Source organism: Streptomyces sp. NPDC050806 (assembly GCF_055586425.1).
In genome coordinates this window covers 130669-151623 of sequence record NZ_JBVJIF010000015.1, presented here as the reverse complement: position 1 = coordinate 151623, position 20955 = coordinate 130669, and the positions used below count along the sequence as shown (strand labels likewise).

The 20955-nt window shown below is 74.0% G+C and carries 18 protein-coding genes; 9 read left to right on the top strand and 9 right to left on the bottom strand.

Features of this window, described 5'->3' with window-relative positions; genetic code table 11:
* The 4 genes from ACZ6WH_RS36835 to ACZ6WH_RS36820 form a co-directional block, all read left to right on the top strand.
* Positions 1–192, top strand: a 192-nt coding sequence (locus ACZ6WH_RS36835; RefSeq protein WP_469734217.1) for an NAD-binding protein, incomplete at its 5' end; no start/stop codon positions are given.
* A gap of 27 nt (positions 193–219) precedes the next feature.
* On the top strand, positions 220–1734 hold the full coding sequence (locus ACZ6WH_RS36830; protein WP_469734215.1) for a thiamine pyrophosphate-binding protein: 1515 nt from the start codon (positions 220–222) through the stop codon (positions 1732–1734).
* 205 nt (positions 1735–1939) lie between these two features.
* Positions 1940–3412 (top strand): catalase, encoded by a 1473-nt coding sequence (locus ACZ6WH_RS36825; protein ID WP_469734213.1) that lies wholly within the window; start codon positions 1940–1942, stop codon positions 3410–3412.
* A 517-nt stretch (positions 3413–3929) separates the two neighbouring features.
* Positions 3930–4652 (top strand): hypothetical protein, encoded by a 723-nt coding sequence (locus ACZ6WH_RS36820; RefSeq protein WP_469734211.1) that lies wholly within the window; start codon positions 3930–3932, stop codon positions 4650–4652.
* Positions 4653–4875: 223 nt separating this feature from the next.
* On the opposite strand, the gene ACZ6WH_RS36815 is transcribed toward ACZ6WH_RS36820, so the two are convergent.
* From ACZ6WH_RS36815 to ACZ6WH_RS36785, 7 genes are all read right to left on the bottom strand, one after another.
* Entirely contained in the window at positions 4876–5877 is a 1002-nt protein-coding gene (locus ACZ6WH_RS36815; RefSeq protein ID WP_469734209.1) for a proline racemase family protein, read from the bottom strand.
* Positions 5874–6815: a dihydrodipicolinate synthase family protein gene (locus tag ACZ6WH_RS36810; RefSeq protein ID WP_469734207.1), complete on the bottom strand. Its 942-nt coding sequence runs from the start codon at positions 6813–6815 to the stop codon at positions 5874–5876. Before ACZ6WH_RS36810 ends, ACZ6WH_RS36815 begins: the two co-directional genes overlap by 4 nt.
* Positions 6812–8284 carry an FAD-dependent oxidoreductase gene (locus ACZ6WH_RS36805; protein ID WP_469734205.1) on the bottom strand — a complete coding sequence of 491 codons (1473 nt, stop codon included), beginning with the start codon at positions 8282–8284 and terminating at the stop codon, positions 6812–6814. Before ACZ6WH_RS36805 ends, ACZ6WH_RS36810 begins: the two co-directional genes overlap by 4 nt.
* Entirely contained in the window at positions 8281–8601 is a 321-nt protein-coding gene (locus tag ACZ6WH_RS36800; RefSeq protein WP_469734203.1) for a (2Fe-2S)-binding protein, read from the bottom strand. The genes ACZ6WH_RS36805 and ACZ6WH_RS36800 overlap by 4 nt, the downstream gene beginning before the upstream one ends.
* Positions 8598–9809, bottom strand: a complete 1212-nt coding sequence (locus ACZ6WH_RS36795) for an NAD(P)/FAD-dependent oxidoreductase (RefSeq protein ID WP_469734238.1) — start codon at positions 9807–9809, stop codon at positions 8598–8600. The genes ACZ6WH_RS36800 and ACZ6WH_RS36795 overlap by 4 nt, the downstream gene beginning before the upstream one ends.
* Positions 9810–9960: 151 nt before the next feature.
* A complete protein-coding gene (locus ACZ6WH_RS36790; protein ID WP_469734201.1) occupies positions 9961–10569 on the bottom strand; it encodes a helix-turn-helix domain-containing protein in 609 nt (202 codons plus the stop codon).
* A 197-nt stretch (positions 10570–10766) separates the two neighbouring features.
* A complete protein-coding gene (locus tag ACZ6WH_RS36785) occupies positions 10767–11549 on the bottom strand; it encodes a glucose 1-dehydrogenase (RefSeq protein WP_469734199.1) in 783 nt (260 codons plus the stop codon).
* Between the two features lie 203 nt (positions 11550–11752).
* Between ACZ6WH_RS36785 and ACZ6WH_RS36780 the strand changes: the two genes are divergently transcribed.
* The 5 genes from ACZ6WH_RS36780 to ACZ6WH_RS36760 all read left to right on the top strand — a co-directional run bounded on the left by ACZ6WH_RS36780 (position 11753) and on the right by ACZ6WH_RS36760 (position 17569).
* Positions 11753–13153: a nucleotide sugar dehydrogenase gene (locus tag ACZ6WH_RS36780; protein ID WP_469734197.1), complete on the top strand. Its 1401-nt coding sequence runs from the start codon at positions 11753–11755 to the stop codon at positions 13151–13153.
* Positions 13150–14607: a glycosyltransferase family 2 protein gene (locus ACZ6WH_RS36775; RefSeq protein WP_469734195.1), complete on the top strand. Its 1458-nt coding sequence runs from the start codon at positions 13150–13152 to the stop codon at positions 14605–14607. Before ACZ6WH_RS36780 ends, ACZ6WH_RS36775 begins: the two co-directional genes overlap by 4 nt.
* Positions 14608–14707: 100 nt before the next feature.
* Complete coding sequence (locus ACZ6WH_RS36770; RefSeq protein ID WP_469734193.1) at positions 14708–16303, top strand: polysaccharide deacetylase family protein; 1596 nt, start codon at positions 14708–14710, stop codon at positions 16301–16303.
* On the top strand, positions 16303–17202 hold the full coding sequence (locus ACZ6WH_RS36765) for a hypothetical protein (RefSeq protein WP_469734191.1): 900 nt from the start codon (positions 16303–16305) through the stop codon (positions 17200–17202). The genes ACZ6WH_RS36770 and ACZ6WH_RS36765 overlap by 1 nt, the downstream gene beginning before the upstream one ends.
* Before the next feature lie 4 nt (positions 17203–17206).
* Entirely contained in the window at positions 17207–17569 is a 363-nt protein-coding gene (locus ACZ6WH_RS36760; RefSeq protein WP_432859859.1) for an MmcQ/YjbR family DNA-binding protein, read from the top strand.
* On the opposite strand, the gene ACZ6WH_RS36755 is transcribed toward ACZ6WH_RS36760, so the two are convergent.
* Positions 17550–19208, bottom strand: a complete 1659-nt coding sequence (locus tag ACZ6WH_RS36755; protein WP_469734189.1) for an AMP-binding protein — start codon at positions 19206–19208, stop codon at positions 17550–17552. The genes ACZ6WH_RS36760 and ACZ6WH_RS36755 overlap by 20 nt on opposite strands.
* The gene (locus ACZ6WH_RS36750) at positions 19205–20890 is read right to left on the bottom strand and encodes an AMP-binding protein (protein ID WP_469734187.1); all 1686 of its coding nucleotides are present in this window, start codon (positions 20888–20890) and stop codon (positions 19205–19207) included. The genes ACZ6WH_RS36755 and ACZ6WH_RS36750 overlap by 4 nt, the downstream gene beginning before the upstream one ends.
* Positions 20891–20955: the final 65 nt, after the last annotated feature.

Genomic DNA, 20955 nt, shown 5'->3' with positions numbered 1-20955 from the left:
CGCATCGACCTCCACCACAAGGACATGGGCATCGTCACCGACGCCGCCCGCACCGTCGGCGCCGCCCTCCCCGTCGGCTCCGTCGTCGCCAACCTCGTCGCCTCCCTGCGCGCCCAGGGCGACGGCGGCCTGGACCACTCCGCCCTCCTCCGCGGCGTCGAACGCCTCTCCGGCCTCCCCACCCAGGGCTGAGGGACGGGCCGAGAGGGGGAGCGACCGATGCCGACACCGAGGACGACCGCAGCGGCGGTGGCCGCCCGGATCGTCCGGGACGAGGGCGCCGACCACGCCTTCGGCTGCCCGGACGCGCCCGGCGGCCCGCTGTACGCGGCGTTCTCGGCGGCGGACCTCGGCCGCCTGACGGCCCGTCATCCCCAGTCGGCCGTGCACATGGCCGACGGCTGGGCCCGCGCGAGCGGGCGGCCGGGGGTGGTCGTCGCGGGCGCGGCGTCCGGCCCCGCACTGGTGCCCGGGCTGCACACCGCGCACGCCGACGGCGTCCCGCTGGTCTGCCTCGCGACCGGGCCCGGCGCCGCCGGACCGGCCCGGCCGGTGACCAAGCAGGTGCTGCCGGCCGTCGCCGCCGCCCGCCTGCCGTGGGCGCTGCGCGAGGCGTTCCGCACGGCCCGCGAGGGCCGGCCGGGACCGGTCCTGGTGGAGCTGCCCCCGGGGGCGGACGGGACGGAGATCGCGTACGCACCCGCGGCCGACGCGACGCTGCCGGTACGGAGCGGCGCGCCCCGGCCCGCGCAGGTCGCGGCCGCGCTGGAGCTGCTGCTGGCCGCGCGCCGGCCGCTGCTGCTGGCGGGCGGCGGGGTGCCGGAGTCAGGGGCCGGCACCGCGCTGCGCACGCTCGCCGAGCGGCTGCGGGTGCCCTTCGCCGACACCCCCGGCGGCCGCGGCTGCGCGGGGGACGGCCACGCCCTCCACGTGGGGAGCGTCGGGTGCCCGTCGGGGACGGGAGGCCGGGCGCTGGCCGCCGCGGACTGCGTCCTCGCGCTCGGCACCGGCCGGGGCGCCGACCTCCTCACGGGGGCGCGGACGGTGGTCCAGGTGGACGCCGACCCCGCGGCGCTCGGCGGGTACGGCACGCCGGGACTCGGGGTCGTCGCCGACGCGCGGCTGTTCCTGGAGGCGCTGCTCGGCGCCGCCGGGGAGCGCGCGGAGCGGCCGCCCCATCCGTGGGCCGAACCCGCCGGGGCCGCGGTCCGGGCGGCCGGCCCGCGGAGCGGCCCGGTACCCGCCGGGCAGGTGCACGCCGGAATCGACGCGGTCCTCGGCACGGGCCCCGGCACCTGCTTCGTGCTCACGGAGGAGGTGTACGCGGAGTGGGGCGCCGCGGCGTTACCGGTCCGCCGGCCGCGCCGGCTGCTGCTGCACGGCCGCGGCGGGCCGCCGGGGTGGGAGATCCCCGCGGCGCTCGGGGCCCGGGCGGCACTTTCCGCCACGGCGCCGGACGCCCTGCTGGTGGGCATCGCCGCGGGGCCCGGACTGCCACCGTTCGCCGAGGAGTTGGCGGCGGCGGAGGAGGACGGTGTGCCGTACGTGCAGCTGCTGCTCGACCGGGACGAACGCGGCCCGGACATCGTGCGCCTCGCCGGGGCTCACGGCTGCTCGGGGCGCCGGGTCACCGGCCGGGAGGACCTGCGCTCGGCACTGGAGTGGGCCCGCAAGGAGAGCGTCTCCACGCGGCGCCCGGCAGTGGTCTCCGTCCTGGCCGCACCCGAGGCGTGAGCCTCGCACACAAGCTTCCGGCGGCGGCGCCGACACCTGCCCTGTCGCGCCCAGGTGCCGCCGCCGGGACCCTTTTCCGGCCGCTGCGTGCGGTGGTAGAAGGACCCCAGCAAGTTTTCAACAAACTGTTGACGTTTGGTTGGAGCCCTCCATACGCTCCAACATGCGGAAGTCGGCTTCCGCGCTCTTCGTACGAAAGGTCACCATGTCGAAGCCCACGCTGACGGCGCGCACACTCACCACGGAGTCGGGCGCCCCCGTCGCCGACAACCAGAACTCCGCCACCGCCGGCGTCGGTGGCCCGATCGTCCTCCAGGACCAGCACCTCATCGAGAAGCTCGCCCGCTTCAACCGGGAGCGCATCCCGGAGCGCGTGGTCCACGCCCGCGGCTCCGGCGCCTACGGCTACTTCGAGGTGACCGACGACGTCACCGGCTTCACCCGCGCCGACTTCCTCAACACCATCGGCAAGCGGACCGAGATGTTCATCCGCTTCTCGACCGTCGCCGACAGCCTCGGCGGTCCGGACGCCGCCCGTGACCCGCGCGGCTTCGCGGTCAAGTTCTACACCGAAGAGGGCAACTACGACCTCGTCGGCAACAACACCCCGGTGTTCTTCATCAAGGACCCGATCAAGTTCCCCGACTTCATCCACTCCCAGAAGCGCGACCCCTTCACGGGCAAGCAGGAGCCGGACAACGTCTGGGACTTCTGGGCGCACGCCCCCGAGGCGACCCACCAGGTCACCTGGCTGATGGGCGACCGCGGCGTGCCGGCCTCCTACCGCCACATGAACGGCTACGGTTCGCACACCTACCAGTGGACCAACGCCAAGGGCGAGGCCTTCTTCGTCAAGTACCACTTCAAGACCAACCAGGGCATCCGCTGCCTGGACGCCGACCAGGCCGCCGAGCTGTCCGGCAAGGACGCCAACTCGCACCAGACCGACCTGCTCCAGTCCATCGAGCGCGGCGTGTACCCGTCCTGGACGCTGTACGTGCAGGTCATGCCGGCGGCCGAGGCGGCGGACTACCGCTTCAACCCGTTCGACCTCACCAAGGTGTGGCCGCACAAGGACTACCCGCTGCAGCGCGTGGGCCGGATGGTCCTGGACCGCAACCCCGACAACGTCTTCGCCGAGGTCGAGCAGTCCGCGTTCTCGCCGAACAACTTCGTGCCCGGCATCGGCCCGTCGCCCGACAAGATGCTCCAGGGCCGGCTCTTCGCCTACGCCGACGCGCAGCGCTACCGCCTGGGCGTCAACCACACCCTGCTGCCGGTCAACGCCCCCAAGGCGACCACGGCGAACAACTACGGCCGGGACGGCCTGATGGCCGCCAACGCCCAGGGCCGGGGCGCCAAGAACTACGAGCCGAACAGCTACGACGGCCCGGTGCAGACGAACGAGGCGCTGTCCTCCCCGTTCGCCGTCAACGGGCACACCGGCACCCACGAGGCGCCGCAGCACACCAAGGACGACGACTTCTTCCAGGCCGGCGAGCTGTACCGGCTGATGTCGGAGGACGAGAAGAAGCGTCTGGTGGCGAACATCGCCGGCGGCCTCTCGCAGGTCTCCCGTGACGACGTCATCGAGAAGAACCTCGCGCACTTCCACGCGGCGGACCCGGACTACGGCAAGCGCGTGGAGGCCGCGGTCCGCGAACTCCGCGAGGACTGAACTCCGGTCGCTGAACACCGGTTCAGAGGGAGGACCGAACACCGGTCCCGAAGACTGCGTGAGGGCTGACGGGAGGTCAGCAACCTTGCGCGTCCGTACCGTCCGACCCGTTGAGGGGTGGCCGGGCGGTACGGACCGGCCGGCGGCCTCGGTCGCCGGCCGACGGTGGCTCCGCGGTGCCGTGGGAGTAACCAGTGCGGTGGGACGGGCGCGTCTCATAGGGAAGGGCGCGTCCTCTCCCCCGTCACCGCGGAGCACGCCATCGTCACACCGGCCGCATCGGCCTCACCGGTCGCGCCTCGGCCGCACCCCCCTCCACCAGACTCCGTCCGGTGGCGCGTGTCCTGTCGCGCCTGTAACCCGTGTCACCGGACGGGCACCACCCGCAGGGCCCGGCACTCCGTACGGTCACGGAGCGCCGGGCCCTGTGTCGCTCTCCGCGCGTTTCGCCGCGCGAACGACGTATTCCGGGGGACCATGGGCGGTGATGAACCGACCAACCCGCCAGGAGCCGAACATGGCCGACAGCGTGCCGGTGCGCTGCCCTACGTGCCGCCGCGAGAACGCCTTCACGCCGCCGACCTTTCCGTGCGCGTGCGGGGCACCTCTGACCATGCCCGTGCTGCGCGGCGGGGTGCCCGTCGAGATCCAGCACCGCACCTGGCAGAGCTCCTGGGTCGAGGTACGGTGCGAGTCCTGCGGGCGGCTGGACGAGTGGCCGGCGCCGGAGTCGGCGTGCTCCTGCGGCACGGTCGCCCGGGTCCCGGTGATACCGGCGCCGGGGCCGCCGGCTCCGGAGACCACCCCGCCCGGGCGCGCGTCGCACCGCTACCGCTCCGCCGTGCCGCCGGCCGTGCTGCGGCCCGCGTTCCGGCCCGTGACGATACGGACCGCGCGGGACTGCGTCACCGCCGCCGTCCAGTACCTGAAGTGGCTGGGGTTCACCGAGGTCGTGCGGGCCCCTGAGCGCAGTTCGTCGGGGGTGGACGTACGGGGGCGCGGGCTGGTGGCGCAGGTCGACCCGACCACGCGGCCGACCCGGCTGCGGGAGATCGAGACGGTCTGGCTGAACGGGCTCAACGACTCGGCGCTGGCGGTGTTCTTCTCCCTGGCGGGGTACGCGAGGGAGGCCCGGGCCCGCGCCGACGCGCTGCATCTTCCGCTGTTCGTCATGGATCTCACGGGTACGCCGCAGCCTGTGAACGACGCTGCGGATGAGTTGATCAGGAGTGGGCCCTGAACGGTGTGGTTCGGGGGGCGCCGGTTGCGTTGTGGTGTCGGTTGCGTTGTGGTGCCGGGGCCGGGGGCTCCGGGGTGGGGTCCTGGACCCATGATTTACGGCCCGTTCGGGGCCGTCGCACGTGCAGCCCCCGTTGGGCCACAAATCACGGGCAGTCGTCCAGGACCCCACCCCTGCGCCCCCGTCCCCTCCCGTCGTCCTCCACAGTGCCGCCGGGGGGGCGTCACAGGACGAAGCCCTCGGGGAAGGGGTCCCGCGGGTCCAGTACGTAGTTCGCCGTGGCGGTGATCCAGGCGCGGCCTGCGAACTCCGGTACTACGGCGGGCAGTCCGCCGATTTTGGTGGTGGCGACCAGTCGGCCAGTGAATTGGGTGCCGATGAAGGATTCGTTCACGAAGTCGGTGTGGAGTGGGAGTTCGCCTCGGGTGTGGAGTTGCGCCATTCGTGCCGAGGTGCCTGTGCCGCAGGGGGAGCGGTCGAACCAGCCGGGGTGGATGGCCATGGCGTTGCGGGAATGGTGGGCGTTGGATCCCGGTGCGATGAACTGGACGTGTTTGCAGCCTGAGATGAGGGGGTCGGTGGGGTGGACCGGCTGGTTCTGCTCGTTGACCGCGGCCATGATGCGCAGGCCGGCGGAGAGGATGTCGTTCTTGTGGGTGCGGTCGAACGGGAGGGACAGGGTGTCCAGTTCTACGATTGCGTAGAAGTTGCCGCCGTATGCCATGTCGTAGTGGATCTCGCCCAGGCCGGGTGCCTTCACCTTGGCGTCGAGTTCCAGGGTGAAGGCGTCCACGTTGCGTAGTGTCACCTTTTCGGCGGCGCCGTCGCGTACCGTCACGCGCGCCTCGACCAGGCCGGCGGGGGTGTCCAGGCGGACTACGGTCTCCGGCTCGGTGACCGGGACCATGCCGGTCTCCACCAGGACCGTGGCGACGCCGATCGTGCCGTGTCCGCACATCGGCAGGAAGCCGCTGACCTCGATGTAGAGGACGCCCCAGTCGGCGTCGGGGCGGGTGGGCGGCTGGAGCAGGGCGCCGCTCATCGCGGGGTGGCCGCGCGGCTCGTCGACGAGGAAGCGGCGGAGTCCGTCGAGGTGTTCTACGGCGTACCGGCGGCGGTCGGCCATGGTGGCGCCGGGGATCGGGGCGACCCCGCCGGTCACCACCCGGGTGGGCATGCCCTCGGTGTGGGAGTCGACGGCGGTGAGGGTGCGGATCGATTTCATGAGGCGGTCGCCGGCTTTTCGAGGGCGGTGATGGCGCGGGCCATGTCGGCCCGGACCTGGGCGCGGTGTTCGGGGACGAGCGGGCCGCGGGGTGGGCGGCAAGGACCGCCGTACCGGCCCACCTGGTCCATGCCCGCCTTGATGGCCTGCACGAATTCGGTACGGGAGTCCCAGCGGAAGGCGGCGACCAGCGGCTCGTACAGCGCGCGTGCCTCCTCCAGGCGCCCGGCCCTGGCCAGTGCGTAGAGCTTCGCGGACTCGGCGGGGAAGACGTTCGGGAAGCCCGCGAACCAGCCGACGGCGCCCATCAGGAGGCTTTCCAGGACCACGTCGTCCGCGCCGCTGATGACATCCAGTCCGGGTGCTTGTTCCTTGATCTCCAGGACGCGGCGGACGTCGCCCGAGAACTCCTTGACCGCGATGATGTTGTCGATCTGGGCTATCTCGGCGATGAGTTGGGGAGTGAGGTCGACCTTGGTGTCGAAGGGGTTGTTGTAGACCATGACGGGGAGGCCGACGGCGGCCACCGCTTCGAAGTGGGCGATGACCTCGGTGGGGTTGGCGCGGTACATGGTCGGCGGCAGGCAGAGTACGCCGTCGGCGCCGTCCTCGGCCGCGAGTTCGGCCCAGTGGCGGGCCTGGTGGCTGCCCACTCCGTGCACGCCGACGATGACGGTGCCGTCGCCGTTCGCCGTTTCGACCGCGGTCCGGGCGACCGCGCGGCGTTCGGCGTCGGTGAGGGAGGAGTACTCCCCCAGCGAGCCGTTCGGGCCGATCCCGTCGCATCCGCTGTCCAGCAGCCAGCGGCAGTGTTCGGCGTACCGGTCCAGGTCGACGGCGAGGCCGGCGGGCGCTGCGGGGTCCGCGCGGTAGGGCAGCGCGGTGGCGACGACCACGCCGCCGAGGCCTGCGGGGCGGTGGGAGGCGGTGCGTGTCATGCGGTGCTCTCCTTCGGGTCGGTGGGGGTGCGGGCCAGTTCGCCGAGGCGGATGGGCTGGGCGAGGGGGCGGCGGTGCGGGGCAGCGGGCGGCAGGCCCTCCGCCGGGCGGCCGGGCGGGGCACCGCGCAGCCGGGTGGTGAGTTCGGCGACGGTGGGGCCGCAGATCCGGGCCTGGCAGGGGCCGAGGCCCGCGCGGGTGGCGAGCTTGGTGACGCGGGGCGCGGCACCGGACGCGTCGGTGGCGGCGCGGCAGAGCGTGCCGTAGTCCGTCTCCTCGCAGCGGCAGATCACCGTTTCCGGCCGTAGCCAGCCGGGCCAGGCGGGGCCGATGGGGTGGGCGGCGGCGAGCCGCGCGGCGAAGGCGCGGCCGCGGTCGCGGTTGCGGCGCACCCGGCGCAGTGCGGGGGCCGCGGGGTCGCCGCCGGCGGCGAGCCAGCCGGCGAGCGCTCCTTCGGTACGGGCGGCGGGCGCGCCCGCGATGCCGGTGGCCTCGCCGGCCGCGTAGATGCCGGGGACGCTGGTGAGCTGATCGTCGTCGACGGCGACGAACTCACCGGCCGGGGTGCGCAGCAGCGCGCAGCCCGCGGCGAGCGGCAGTTCCAGCTGTGGGCTGAAGCCGTGGCCGACGCAGAGCGCGTCCACGGGAACGCTGCGTTCGCTGCCGGGTACGACCGACCAGTCGGGGCGCAGACGGACGGTGACGGCCTCTTCGACACGGCCTTCGCCACGTGCCTCGATCACCGTCCTGCCCGTTGAGTAAGGGACTTGATGTCGTGTCAGGAGTGCGGCGTAGCGGATCAGTTCTGCGGCCTTGGTGGGGTGGGACGCCAGTTGCCAGGGGCGGCTCGTCCAGCCGCGGGCGATGGTCGCTGCCGGGTTGGCCTCCAGGACGGCCCGCAGGCCGGCGCCGGCGGACAGCAGGGCGGCGGCGACCGGCAGCAGGAACGGGCCGGTGCCCGCGAGCAGCACGGCGTCGCCGATCACCAGTCGCTCGCCCTTGACGAGCGCCTGCGCGGCACCGGCCGCGTACACCCCGGGCAGGTCCCAGCCGGGGAACGGCAGCACGCGGTCGTGGGCGCCGGGGGCGAGGACCAGGGCGTCGGGGGTGAGGACGCGGCGGTGCCTGTCGTTGCCGTCGGCGGGGCCGGTCAGGGTGTGGACGAGGGGTGGGCCCGGCTCCTGGGGGTCCGGCCGCTCCAGTGCCCAGACGGAGGTCTCCGCGAGCCAGGTGCAGCGCGGGTGGCCGAGGACGCGGCGGCGGAGGCGGTCGAAGCGGGACCTGTCGTCGCGCGGTCCGCCGAACTCCTCGGCGGGCGTGCGGTGGTACTGGCCGCCGGGCCGCTCCGCCGCGTCGGCGAGGGTGACCCGGGCACCGGCCGCCAGCACGGAAGCGGCGGCGGCGAGACCGGCCGGCCCGGCCCCGACGACGACCACATGGCGGCTGTCCGCGCGCGGTGCTGCCGTCATGCCTCGTCCTCCGGCGCGGTCCGTGTCTGCGTGGTCACCACGTCCCCGTCCGCGGCGCGGCGGCGGCAGGCCCGTACGTCGGGGACGCCGTTGACGGTCAGGACGCAGTCGAAGCAGACGCCGATGCCGCAGAACACGCCGCGCGGGGCGCCCGAGCGTGCGGTGCGCCAGGAGGTGCGGCCGGCCGCGAGCAGCACGCCCGCGATGGTCTGGCCCGCGACGCCGCCGGCCGGCTCGCCGTCCACGGTGATCCGCACGGGGCGTTCGGGCGGCTGTCCGGGGGTGCCGGCCGGGGCACGGAACAGTCGGGGGCTCATGCGCTCTCCTCACTCGGGGCGGTGGCCGAGGTGCCCAGTACGGCCGGGCGGTCCACCCGGAACGGGTCCGGGTCGAGCTCCGGGCCGTCGCCGCACACCAGGTCGCGGAGCAGGCGTGCGGTGCCGAGGGAGAGGCCGATGCCGGCGCCCTCGTGGCCGTTCGCGTGCCACAGGCCCGGCAGCCTCGGGTCGGCGCCGATGACGGGGAGGTGGTCGGGTACGTACGGGCGGAAGCCGCCGTAGGCGCGCATCACGGCCACGTCGGCGAGGCCCGGGAAGAGCCGCAGGGCCTTGGCGGCGATCGCGGACAGCACCTCGGGGCGCAGCCGGTCGTCGAAGCCGGCGCGGCGGCGGGAGGAGCCGAGCAGCACACTGCCGCCGCGGGTGGCCTCGACGACGGCCGAGGTCTGCAGGTCCTCGGCGCTGCTGCCGACCGCGCCCACGTAGTCGGCGTCGTAGACCTTGTGGAAGACGGTGGGCGGCAGCGGCGCCGTGACGAGGATGTCGCCGCGGCGCGGGCGGACGTCGACGGGCGCGCCGAGGCGGGCGGCGAGCCGCCCGGACCAGGGGCCCGCCGCGTTGACGAAGAGGTCGGCGGCGAGGTCGCCTTCGGTGGTGCGCACGGCGGTGAGGCGGCCGCCGCGGGTGCGGGCGCCGAGGACCTCGCGGCCGGTGCGGAGCGTGGCGCCGTGCGCGAGGGCGTCGCCGAGCAGTGCGGCGGCCGCGGCGGCGGGCTGGACCTGGGCGTCCTCGGGGTAGTGCAGGGCCGCGGCGTGGTCGCGGGTGAGGTGCGGTTCGGCCGCGGCGAGTGCGGCGGCGTCCAGCGGGTCGGCCCGTACGCCGGCCGTGCGCTGGGCGGCGGCGAAGCGGGTGAGTTCCGCGGCGCCGGCCTCGGTGGTGGCGACGACGATGCCGCCCTTGGGGTCCCATTCGACGGCGCGTACGGCGTCGGCGGCGCGGGGCGAGCGTCCGGCGACGGCGGCCAGCGTCTCCGGCCACAGGCGGCGGGAGAGCTGGGCGAGCCGGAGTTCGGGGCCCGGTCCCTTGTCGGAGACGAGGACGTTGCCCTCGCCGTGCGCGGTGGTCGCCTCGGCGGCGCCGCCCCGGTCCACGACCGTGACCCGGAAGCCGCCGGCCAGGGCGAGTTCGCGGGCGCAGGCCGCGCCGACGATGCCGGCGCCGATGACCACCACCCGCGTTCCGTTCATCGACCGCATGGGCCGCTCCTTCGTTCGCTTTACCGAACGATGCGAGGCTAGGAGGGGCTCGGGGGAAGGTCAATGGGGTGGGCATGGAATCTACGGAATCGGCCTGACGGTGCGTCAGAGCCGATTCCGGCCGCTTCGGGCTTCCGGCCCGTCAGGCGTGCGGCCCGGGCGCGGGGTGCGCGTCCCGGCCCTCCGGGCGCCGGCCCGGCCCGTAGCGGAGCAGCAGTACCGAGCGGACGGGGCCGCCCAGCGCGGTGTAGGCGTGCGGCCGCGAGGCGTCGAAGCCGATGTAGTCCCCGGGCCCGAGCTCGATGCGCTCGCCCTCGACGTCCACGGCGAGCCGGCCGGCCTGCACGATCGTGTGCTCGGTGCCGACGTGGCCCAGCGAGTTCTGCCGCGCCCCCTCGCGCACCTGCTGGTCGTACACCTCGAAGCCGCCCTCCCCCGGCTCGAAGCGGCGCAGCGGGCGCAGGTCCACCGCGTCGCCGCTGAGCACCTCCACCTCCGCGGCGCGCACCACGGTCGGGCCGTCGGCGGGACGGGTGTCCAGCAGTCCGGAGATCGACACCTCCAGCGCGCGCGAGAGGCTGAAAACCGTCTCGATGGTGGGGTTTCCGGTGCCGGACTCCAGCTGCGACAGCGTCGCCTTGCCGATCCTGGAGCGCCGGGACAGTTCGGAGAGCGAGAGCCCCCGCTGTGCCCTGGCGTGCTTCAGGTTCGCCGCCAGCATGTCCCGGATCGAGCCCTCGGGGACGCTCACCCTGCCCGCCCTTCCGCGGCGATGCGGCCGCACTACTGTTCCGTCAACCGAACGGGAACGACCGGCGCGCCGTTCGTCTTTCCGAACAGTTTACGGACCGCCGTGGCAGCACGAAGGGCGCACGGAACCAGCCGGTACCGTGCGCCCGTTCTGTCGCCCCATGCCCCCTTCGCCCCTGGCGGAACGGTGGGCGAGAGCTATCCCACAGCGGCCGCCTCGCCCTGTGGGGCGGCCGGCGGCACCGGGCCCGCCGACGAGCCGCCGTCCACGGCGATCTCGGCGCCGGTGAGGTAGGCGGAGGCATCCGAGGCGAGGAAGGCGACCAGGCCCGCGACGTCGTCCGGCAGGCCGATGCGGCCCAGCGCCACACCCGGCGCCGCGCCGCCGTTCGGCATCGCCGCCACCTCGGCCACCATCGGGGTGTCGATGACGCCCGGGTGCACGGAGTTGACCCGGATGCCGTACTCGCCCAGCTCCAGCGCGGCGATCTTCGTCAGGCCGCGCAGGCCCCACTTGGACGCGCCGTAGCCGCCGGTGCGGGGGATGCCGGTGAGGCCGCCGACGGAGGAGATGTTGACGATCGAGCCGCCGCCGGCCGCGATCATCGCCTCCCGGACCGCCTTGATGCCGAGGAACGGGCCGACGAGGTTGATCCGCAGCGTGCGCTCGAAGTTCTCCATGGTCTCGTCGGCCAGCGGCATCGAGCGCAGCACGCCGGCGTTGTTGATCAGTACGTCCACGCCGCCGAACTCCGCGATCGCGGTGGCCACGACCGTCTGCCACCCCGCCTCGTCGGTGACGTCGAGGTGGACGTAGCACGCCGCCTCACCGATCTCGTCGGCGACCCGCTTCCCGGGCTCGTCCAGCACGTCGGCCAGGACCACGCGCCCGCCGAGCCGGGCGAACAGCCGCGCCTCCGCCTCTCCCTGGCCGCGGGCGGCACCCGTGATGACCGCGGTCTTGCCTTCGAGCGTGAGCACAGGGCTCTCCTCCATCACCTCGTCAAGGGGCCTTTCAATCAGCCATATGACGAGTAGACAGGTCAATGGCGTTGCGCGATCTTCACCGAAGGACGCCGCCCGCTGTGACCTCCTCCTCCGGCCGGGTGAACTTGGCCGGTCATGTGCTTGCTGTTGCCGCATCAATTTCATCGCATCACAGGACGGGCTGAAATGTTCCTTGTGTGAGCATCCACGACGACACACGTAGTCAGCGGCCGGCGCCCGGGGCGGGGACGGTCGCCCGCACACCGGACCTCGGCCCTCCCCCCGCGCCGGAGACCGCCGACGGCCCGAACGTACCGGCCCAGCAGCCGGCCCACCGCTGTGCGACCGTCGCCGTGGTCGGCCTGGGGTACGTGGGCCTGCCGATGGCGCTCGCCCTGCGCGCCGCCGGGACGGCGGTCGTCGGCATCGACACCAGCGCGCCCCGGCTGCGGCAGATCCGCGCCGGCGAGGCCGATCTGCTCCCGGAACAGCGCCACGCGCTGCGGACCGCGGTCACCGACCCCGATTTCCGGCTCACGGCCGAACCCGCGGCCGTGAGCGGCGCGGACGCCGTGATCATCTGCGTGCCGACCCCGGTCGACCGGCACCTCGTCCCCGACCTCGGTGCCCTCTCGGCCGCCTGCGCCTCCGTGGTGGCCCACGCGGTGCCCGGGCAGCTGCTGATGCTCACCTCCACCAGCTATGTCGGCACCACCCGCGACCTGCTCGTCGAGCCGCTCGCCCGGCGGGGGCTGCGGGCCGGTACGGACGTCTTCGTCGCCTCGGCGCCGGAACGGATCGACCCGGGCAACACCGGGCACACCCCGGACCGCACGCCCCGGGTGGTCGGCGGGGCCGGCCCCCGCAGCACCGAACTCGCCGCCGCGCTGCTGGCCCGTACGGCGCCCGCCGTGCACCGGGTGGACAGCCCCGAGGCGGCCGAGATGAGCAAGCTGTGGGAGAACACCTTCCGGGCCGTGAACATCGCGCTCGCCAACGAACTGGCCGACCACTGCCTGGACCTGGGGCTCGCCCCGCTGTCCGTCATCGAGGCCGCCGCCACCAAGCCGTACGGCTTCATGCCCTTCTATCCGGGGCCGGGCGTGGGCGGCCACTGCATCCCGTGCGACCCGCACTACCTCCTGTGGCAGCTGCGCGGCAGACGCGCCGCCTCGCCGCTGGTGGACACCGCCATGACGGCCATCGCCGGCCGCCCCGCGCAGGTGGCCGGGCGGGCCCTGGCGGCGCTGGCCGCCCGGGGGCTGCCCGCGGCCGGCGCCCGCGTGCTGCTCGTCGGCGTCACCTACAAGGCGGCGGTGGCCGATGTCCGGGAGAGCCCGGCGCTGGAGATCATGGACCGGCTCGCCGCCGCCGGTGCCCGGGTGGAGTACGCCGACCCGCTGGTGCCCTGTCTGGAACACCACGGCACGGTCCGGCACAGCGTCGATCCCGTGACGGGCAGCGACTGGGACCTGGTCGTCGTCCACACCGTGCACCCCGGCACGGACCTGGCCTGGCTGGCCGGGAGCACCGCCGTGCTCGACGCGACCCACCGGCTGCCGGCGGTGCGGGCCGAGGCGACCGGAGCGGCCGGATGAGCGTGCGTACCGACACCGGTCCCGGGCGCGGCCGCGGGGCTCGGGCGCGCCGGGCGACGGCGCTCATGGACCGGCTGGACCCCGCCACCCGGCACGCCCTGCGCCGGGTCCTCACCCTGTGCTGCCTGCTGCCCGTACTCCTCGTCCTCGCCCGTCAGGCGGTACGGCTGCCCGACCAGGCGAGCCTGCCCGCGTTCTACGGCATCACCGTGCTGACCGGCACCCTCACCATGCTCTACCTCGCCTACACCCGCTACGACGACCCGGCCGTCCGCGAGCTGCGACGGCGCCCGCGGGCCACCGAGGAGTTCCCGCCGCTGCCCGCCGAACCCCGCGTCAGCTTTCTGCTCGCGGTCAAGGACGAGGTGCACCGCATCGAGGACTGCGTACGGTCCATGGCCGCCTCCGACCAGCCGCGCACGCAGATCGTCGTGGTGGACGACCACTCCGAGGACGGCACGGCCGAGGTGCTGGAACGCCTCCGCGACGAGCTGGGCGTGACCGTCCTGCGGCTGCCGGAGAACGTCGGCAAGAAGCACGCGCTGGTCCGGGCGTGCGAGATCGCCGACGGCGACGTCCTCGTCTTCACCGACTCCGACTGCGTCCTCGCCCCCGACGCGCTGCGGCGCTGCGTGGACGCGCTGGTCCGGCACCCGGAGCTGGGCGCGGTCAGCGGCCACTGCCGGGCGCTCAACGCGGAGAGCAGCCTGCTCGCGCGGGCCCAGGACGTCTGGTACGAGGGGCAGTTCAGGATCGCCAAGGCGGCCGAGGCGTCCTTCGGGTCGGTGTCCTGCGTCTCCGGCCCGCTGGCGGCCTTCCGCCGCGACGCCGTCTACAACTACCTGCCCGCGTGGGCGGCGGACAGGTTCCTGGGCGCCCCCTTCCGCTTCGCCACCGACCGCCAGCTCACCGGCTACGTGCTCGGCCAGCTCTGGCGCGGCGAGGCCCTGAAGCGGGCCTACCGGGACTCCCCCTTCGTCGCCGGCCACGACTACCCCGCACGCAAGTGGCGTGTGGGCTACGTCCGTTCGGCGCAGGTGTGGACCGACGTCCCCGCCCGCGTGCGGCCCTTCCTGCGGCAGCAGGTCCGGTGGAAGAAGAGCTTCATCCGCAACCTGTTCTTCACCGGTTCCTTCATGTGGCGCCGCGGCCCCGGCCCCGCGGCGCTGTACTACGGGCACGTCCTGTGGGTGGTCGCCGCCCCCGTCATGGCCGCCCAGCACCTCCTCTGGGCGCCCCTGCACGGCCTCGGCTTCCTGACCCTCCTCTACCTGTGCGGCGTCCTGCTGAAGGGCTGCGTCTGGGGGCTGGCCTACAAGGCGGACCACCCCGGGGACACCCGCTGGCGCCACCGGCCGCTGATGAGCCTGGTCTCCTCGGTGCTGCTGGCCTGGCTGCTGCCGTACTCGCTGCTGACCGTCCGGCGCGGCATCTGGTCCAGGGGGACGGCATGAGAGCCGCACTGCGCACCGCCGGCCGGGCGCTGGCCGCCGTCCTGGTCACCGCGGCGGTCGTCGCGGTCTACCTCCTGGTCCTCACCCGGGGACGGCCGCTGTGACGGCCGCGCCGCGCTCCGGGAAGCGCGCTCCGGCCCGCCCGTTCGCCCGGGTGCTGCTGTCCCTGCTGGCCGCCGTCCTGCTGTGCCTGCCGTTCGGCGCGGCCTGGCAGTACCACGCGTACCGGCAGGCCGTCGCCCGGCAGGAATCGGTTCCGGAACCGGCTCCGGAGGCCGGGAAGAACCCCGGCGGCCCGGCCGCCGCCCCGGCGCGGCAGCCGCGCCCCAACGGCCCCGTGGTGCTGGCGTACCACGACGTCCGGCCGCACGGCCACAGCCCGTACACCGTCTCGCCCGAGGCCTTCGACGCCCAGCTCACGGCGCTCGCCGACGCCGGCTACTCCACCCTGACCAGCGCGGAGTTCACCCGCTACCTGCGCGGCGGGCGGGTCCCGGCACGGTCGGTGTACCTCACGTTCGACGACGGCGCGCAGGGCCTGTGGCAGTACGCCGACCCTCTTCTGGCCGGTCACCGGATGCGTGCGACGGCCTTCCTGATCACCGGGCAGGTCGGCCGGCGCCACTCGTACTACCTCTCCTGGGACGAGATCCGGCGGATGGCGGAGTCGGGGCGCTGGGACTTCCAGGGCCACACCCACGACTCCCACCACCGCGCCCCGGTGGACGCGGCCGGGCACCGCGGCTCCGCCCTCACCAACCGGCTCTGGCTGCCCGGCGCGGGCCGCCGCGAGACCCCGGCGGAGTACCGGCGGCGGGTGGTCCGCGACCTGGACCGGTCGGTCGCCGAGATCACCGGGCACGGCCTGCCGCGGCCGACGGTCTTCGCCTACCCGTTCTCCGAGACGGCGGAGGACTCCAACCTGCGGCCGGGCGAACCGTCCCCGCAGCGCCTCCTGCGGCAGCGGTTCGCCGTCACCCTGACCAACGCCACCGGCGCCACGCTGCCGCCCGGCCCGCGGGCGGCGGCGGCCGGGCGGGTCCAGCGCCTGGAGGTGACCGCCCGCACCGGGGTCCGGGAGCTGATGGACGGGATCGCGGAGTGGACGCCGGTCGCCCCCGGCACGGTCCCGCGTCCCCTCCGGGACCCGGCCCGGTGGCGGCTCCGCGGCGACCTGGCCGCCGCGGGCGGCGTGCGCCCCGGCTCCCTCGCCGGCCGCGGCCCCCTCCCGGCGCGCCGCGGCTGCCTCGCGGCGGACTACCGGAGCATCGGCTCCGCCGACTGGGCCGATTACACGGTGGGGGCCACGGCGGCGGGGCTGCGCGGTACCGGCAACCACACCGTGCTCACCGTGCGGAAGGGCAGCCGGCATCCGCTGACGGTCTATCTCAGCCGGGACCGCGTCCGGGTCGCGACCGGCAGCCCGGCCCGCCTGCGTACGGTCGCGGAACGGGAGCTGGCACCCGCGCGCCGGCACCGGCTCCGGGTCCTCGTGAGCCCGGCCCGTACCGTCGTACGGGTGGACGGCGGCACCCGGATCACCGTGCGGACGGCGGCCGGAACGCCGGCCGCCCGGACCGCGGGCGGCATCGCCCTCGGCATCTGCACCACCGATGCCCGCGCGCCGTGGCCGCACTTCGCGGCCCTCACCCTGGCGGACCGGCGGCCCGCCACGGCTCCGGGCGGAGGCCGCTGATGGCCGGGCGACCGCAGGCGGACCGCCGGGATGGTGCCCGGGGGTCCGCGCTGTCCCGGCGGGCGCTGCTGACCACGGCGTTCGGCACGGCCGCCGGCACGCTGGCCACGGCCGCGCCCCTGTACGAGGCGCGGCCGGGACCGGCCGACGGGGCGGCGTCCGGGGCGGTGCGGGGCAGCGGCGGCACGCCGCCGGACCAGGAGGACTGCCGGTCCTGGCCGCGTCCGTTCCGCCCGGACTTCCCGCCGGCGGGGCTGGTGACCAATGAGTACGCGTACCGCCGTCCGGACGCCGCCGACGCCCGCACCACCGCCGACTGGCAGGTGACCAGCGGTTCGCTGTTCGCGCGCCGGGGCTGCGGCTGGACCGGCGTCCCCGACGGGGAAGCGCCGGGGCCGGACTCCGGGGACCACACGGGCTCGGCCGTCTTCCGGCTGGTCGGCCGCCGCCGGGACTTCGGGGACGCCACCGTGCGGTGCTGGGTGCTGCTCGACCGTCCCGGCAGCACCGCGCGGACGCCGGCCGTGGACTGGGACGGCGGGCACCTCTGGCTCCGGTACCACGGCCCGCAGGAGCTGTACGCGCTGAGCTTCCGCCGCCGGGACGGCGCGGTGGTCCTCAAGCGGAAGCACCCGTCAGCGGAGCGCACGGGCGGTACGGAGGGTGAGTACACCACCCTCGCCGAGGGCCGGCACGCTCTGCCCTACGGCCGCTGGCACCAGGTGACGGCGGCCGTGCGCACGGTCGCCGGGGACGCCGTCCGGCTCCGGCTGGCCCTGAACGGCCGTACCGTGCTGGACGCCGAGGACCGCGCGCCCGGCCGGCTGGTGGCGCCGGGCGGGGTGGGCCTGCGGGGTGACAACACCGAGATGCTGTTCGCCCACTTCTCGGCACAATGACCTCATGTTCGATCACCGCGCCCTGCGCGCCTTCTGCCTGGAATTCAACGGCGCCGTCGAAGAGTTCCCCTTCAACCCCGACCTGGCGGTCTACAAGGTGGGCGGGAAGATCTTCGCGCTCTCCGCGCTCGACGCGGCCGACCCGCTCACCGTCAGCCTCAAGTGCGACCCCGAGGAGGCGGTGCGGCTGCGCGCGGCGCATCCCGAGATCGTCCCCGGCTACCACCTCAACAAGCGGCACTGGAACACCGTGACGCTGACCGGTGCCCTCCCGGACCACCAGGTCAAGGAGCTGATCGAGGACTCCTACGACCTGGTCGTCGCGGGGCTGCCGCGCGCGCAGCGCCTCAGGCTGGACCGTCCCTGAGCTCCGCCGCCAGCCGGTCGCGGAGTTCGACCTTGCGTACCTTGCCGCTGACCGTCATCGGGAAGGCGTCCAGGAGGTCGAGGTAGCGCGGGACCTTGTAGTGGGCGAGGCGGTCGCGGCAGAAGTCGGCCAGCTCCGCCTGAGTGAGCGTGGTGTCCGGGTCCTTGAGGATGACGCAGGCGGCGATCTCCTCGCCGTACTTCTCGTCCGGTACGCCCACCACCTGCACGTCCGCGATCTTCGGGTGGGAGTAGAGGAACTCCTCGATCTCCCGCGGATAGACGTTCTCGCCGCCCCGGATGATCATGTCCTTGATGCGGCCGACGATGCGGAGGTAGCCGTCGTCGTTCATGACGGCGAGGTCCCCGGTGTGCATCCAGCCGTCCGCGTCGATGACCTCGGCCGTGCGCTCGGGCTCCTCCCAGTAACCGAGCATCACGCTGTACGCACGGGTGCACAGTTCACCCGGCTCGCCGCGCTCCACCGTCTCCCCCGTGGCCGGGTCGACGACCCGCACCTCGATGTGCGGCAGCACCCGGCCGACGGTCTCCGTGCGGTGCTCCAGGTCGTCGTCGCGGCGGGTCTGGGTGGAGACCGGCGAGGTCTCGGTCATGCCGTAGCAGATGGAGACCTCCGCCATGTGCATCTCGGCGACCACCCGCTTCATGACCTCCACCGGGCAGGGCGAGCCGGCCATGATGCCGGTGCGCAGCGAGCCGAGGTCGTAGGAGGCGAAGTCGGGGAGGTTCAGCTCGGCGATGAACATGGTCGGAACGCCGTAGAGCGAGGTGCAGCGCTCCTGCTGGACGGCGCGGAGCGTCGCGGCCGGGTCGAAGGCGGGCGCCGGGATCACGGAGCAGGCGCCGTGCGAGGTGATCGCGAGGTTGCCCATGACCATGCCGAAGCAGTGGTAGAAGGGCACCGGCAGGCAGACCCGGTCCGCTTCGGTGTAGCCGACGGCCTCGCCCACCCAGTAGCCGTTGTTGAGGATGTTGCGGTGCGAGAGGGTGGCGCCCTTGGGGAAGCCGGTGGTGCCGGAGGTGTACTGGATGTTGATCGGGTCGTCGGGCGTGAGGGTCGCCGCGACCTCCGACAGCCGCGCCGCGGGCACCGAGGTCCCGGCCGCCAGCAGCTCCTCCCAGGTGGGGTCGGCGATGTACACGACCTCGCGGAGGCGGGCCGCGTCCGGGCGCACCTCCGCCACCATCCGCCGGTAGTCGCTGGACTTGTGCGCGGTCGCGGAGACCAGCACCTCGATGCCCGACTGGTTCAGCACGTACGCCAGTTCATGCGTCCGGTAGGCCGGGTTGATGTTGACCATGACGGCGCCGATGCGGGCCGTGGCGTACTGGGTCAGCGTCCACTCGGCGCAGTTGGGTGCCCAGATGCCGACCCGGTCGCCCTTGGTGACGCCCTTGGCGAGCAGGCCGAGCGCGACCTCGTCGACGGCGCGGCCGAACTGCTCGTACGTCCAGCGCCGGCCGCCGGCCACGTCGACCATCGCCTCGCGGTCGCCGAACCGCTCGATGGCCAGCTCCAGGTCGGCGCCGATGGTGCGGTCCAGCAGGGGCCGGTCGCGTTCGCCGCTCTCGTAGGACAGCGGACGGCCGTCCGGCGCCGTGGTCTCGTGCGTGCTCATCGGTGGTCCTCCTCGCGGTACTCGGCGCCGCGGTCGCCGCCGGCGGTGCGCTCGCGCAGCTCGATGCGGCGGATCTTGCCGGACACGGTCTTGGGCAGCTCGGCGAACTCCAGGACACGGACGCGCTTGTAGGGGGCCAGCACCTCTCGGGAGTGCTCGAAGAGCGCCTTGGCGGTCGCCGGGCCCGGCTCCCAGCCGGCGGCCAGCACGATGTACGCCTTGGGCACGGCGAGCCGCAGCGGATCGGGCGCGGGGACGACGGCGGCCTCGGCGACCGCCTCGTGCTCCAGCAGGGCGCTCTCCAGCTCGAACGGGCTGATCTTGTAGTCGGAGGCCTTGAACACGTCGTCGGCGCGGCCGATGTAGGTCAGACAGCCGTCGCCGTCCCGGGAGCCGATGTCGCCGGTGCGGTAGTAGCCGCCGGCCATCGCCTCGGCGGTGCGCTCGGGGTCGCCGTGGTAGCCGGCCATCAGCCCGACCGGGCGGTTCCGCAGGTCGAGCGCGATCTCGCCCTCGTCGCCCGGCTCGCCGGTCACCGGGTCCAGCAGGACCACGTCGTAACCGGGCGTGGGGCGGCCCATGGAGCCGGGCTTGAGGGGCTGGCCCGGGGTGTTGGCGACCTGGACGGCGGTCTCGGTCTGGCCGAAGCCGTCCCGGATGGTCACGCCCCAGCTCTGCCGGACCTGCTCGATGATCTCCGGGTTGAGCGGCTCGCCGGCCGCGACGGTCTCGCGGGGCGCGGTCTTCAGCGCGCTCAGGTCGGCCTGGATGAGCATCCGCCAGACGGTGGGCGGCGCGCAGAAGGTGGTGACGTGCGCCCGGTCCATCTCCGCCATCAGCCGGGCCGCGTCGAACCGGGTGTAGTTGTAGAGGAAGACGGTGGCCTCGGCGTTCCAGGGCGCGAAGAGGTTGGACCAGGCGTGCTTGGCCCAGCCCGGCGAGGAGATGTTCAGGTGCACGTCGCCCGGCTTCAGGCCGATCCAGTACATCGTCGCGAGGTGGCCGACCGGGTACGAGGTGTGGGTGTGCTCCACCAGCTTCGGCCGGGCCGTCGTCCCGGAGGTGAAGTACAGCATCAGCGGGTCGTCCGGCGCGGTTCCGCCGGTCGGCTCGAACGTGTCGGGGCTGTCGTACGCGTCCTCGTACGCCAGCCAACCGGGGGCCGCGCCGCCCACCGCGATCCGGGTGTAGTCGCCGGGCACGCCGTCGAACTTGGCCGTGTCGGAGGACCGCACGATCACGTGGCGGGCGCGGCCCCGCTCGACGCGGTCGGTGAGGTCGGCGGGGCCGAGCAGCGGCGTCGCGGGGATGACGACGGCGCGCAGCTTCATCGCGGCGAGCGCGGTCTCCCACAGCTCGGCCTGGTTGCCGAGCATGACGATGATGCGGTCGCCGGCGCTTACCCCTTTCGAGGTGAGCCAGTTCGCCGCGCGGTTCGACCGGCGGCGCATCTCCTCGAAGGTCAGCCGGGTCTCCCGGCCGTCCTCCTCCACGATGTGCAGCGCGAGCCGATCGTTGTCCCGGGCGATGGCGTCGAACCAGTCCAGCGCCCAGTTGAAGCGCTCGGGGCGCGGCCAGCTGAAGCCCTCGCGAGCGGCCTCGTAGTCCTCCCGGTGCCGCAACAGGAAGTCCCGTGCTGCCCGGAACCCTTCCGTCGGGCTGGTACCGCGCGTGTCCGCCATGTGTCCTCCTCATTGCCCCGCGGCTTCCGGCCATCGTGTAATCAGTGACGCAGGTCTCACCACCC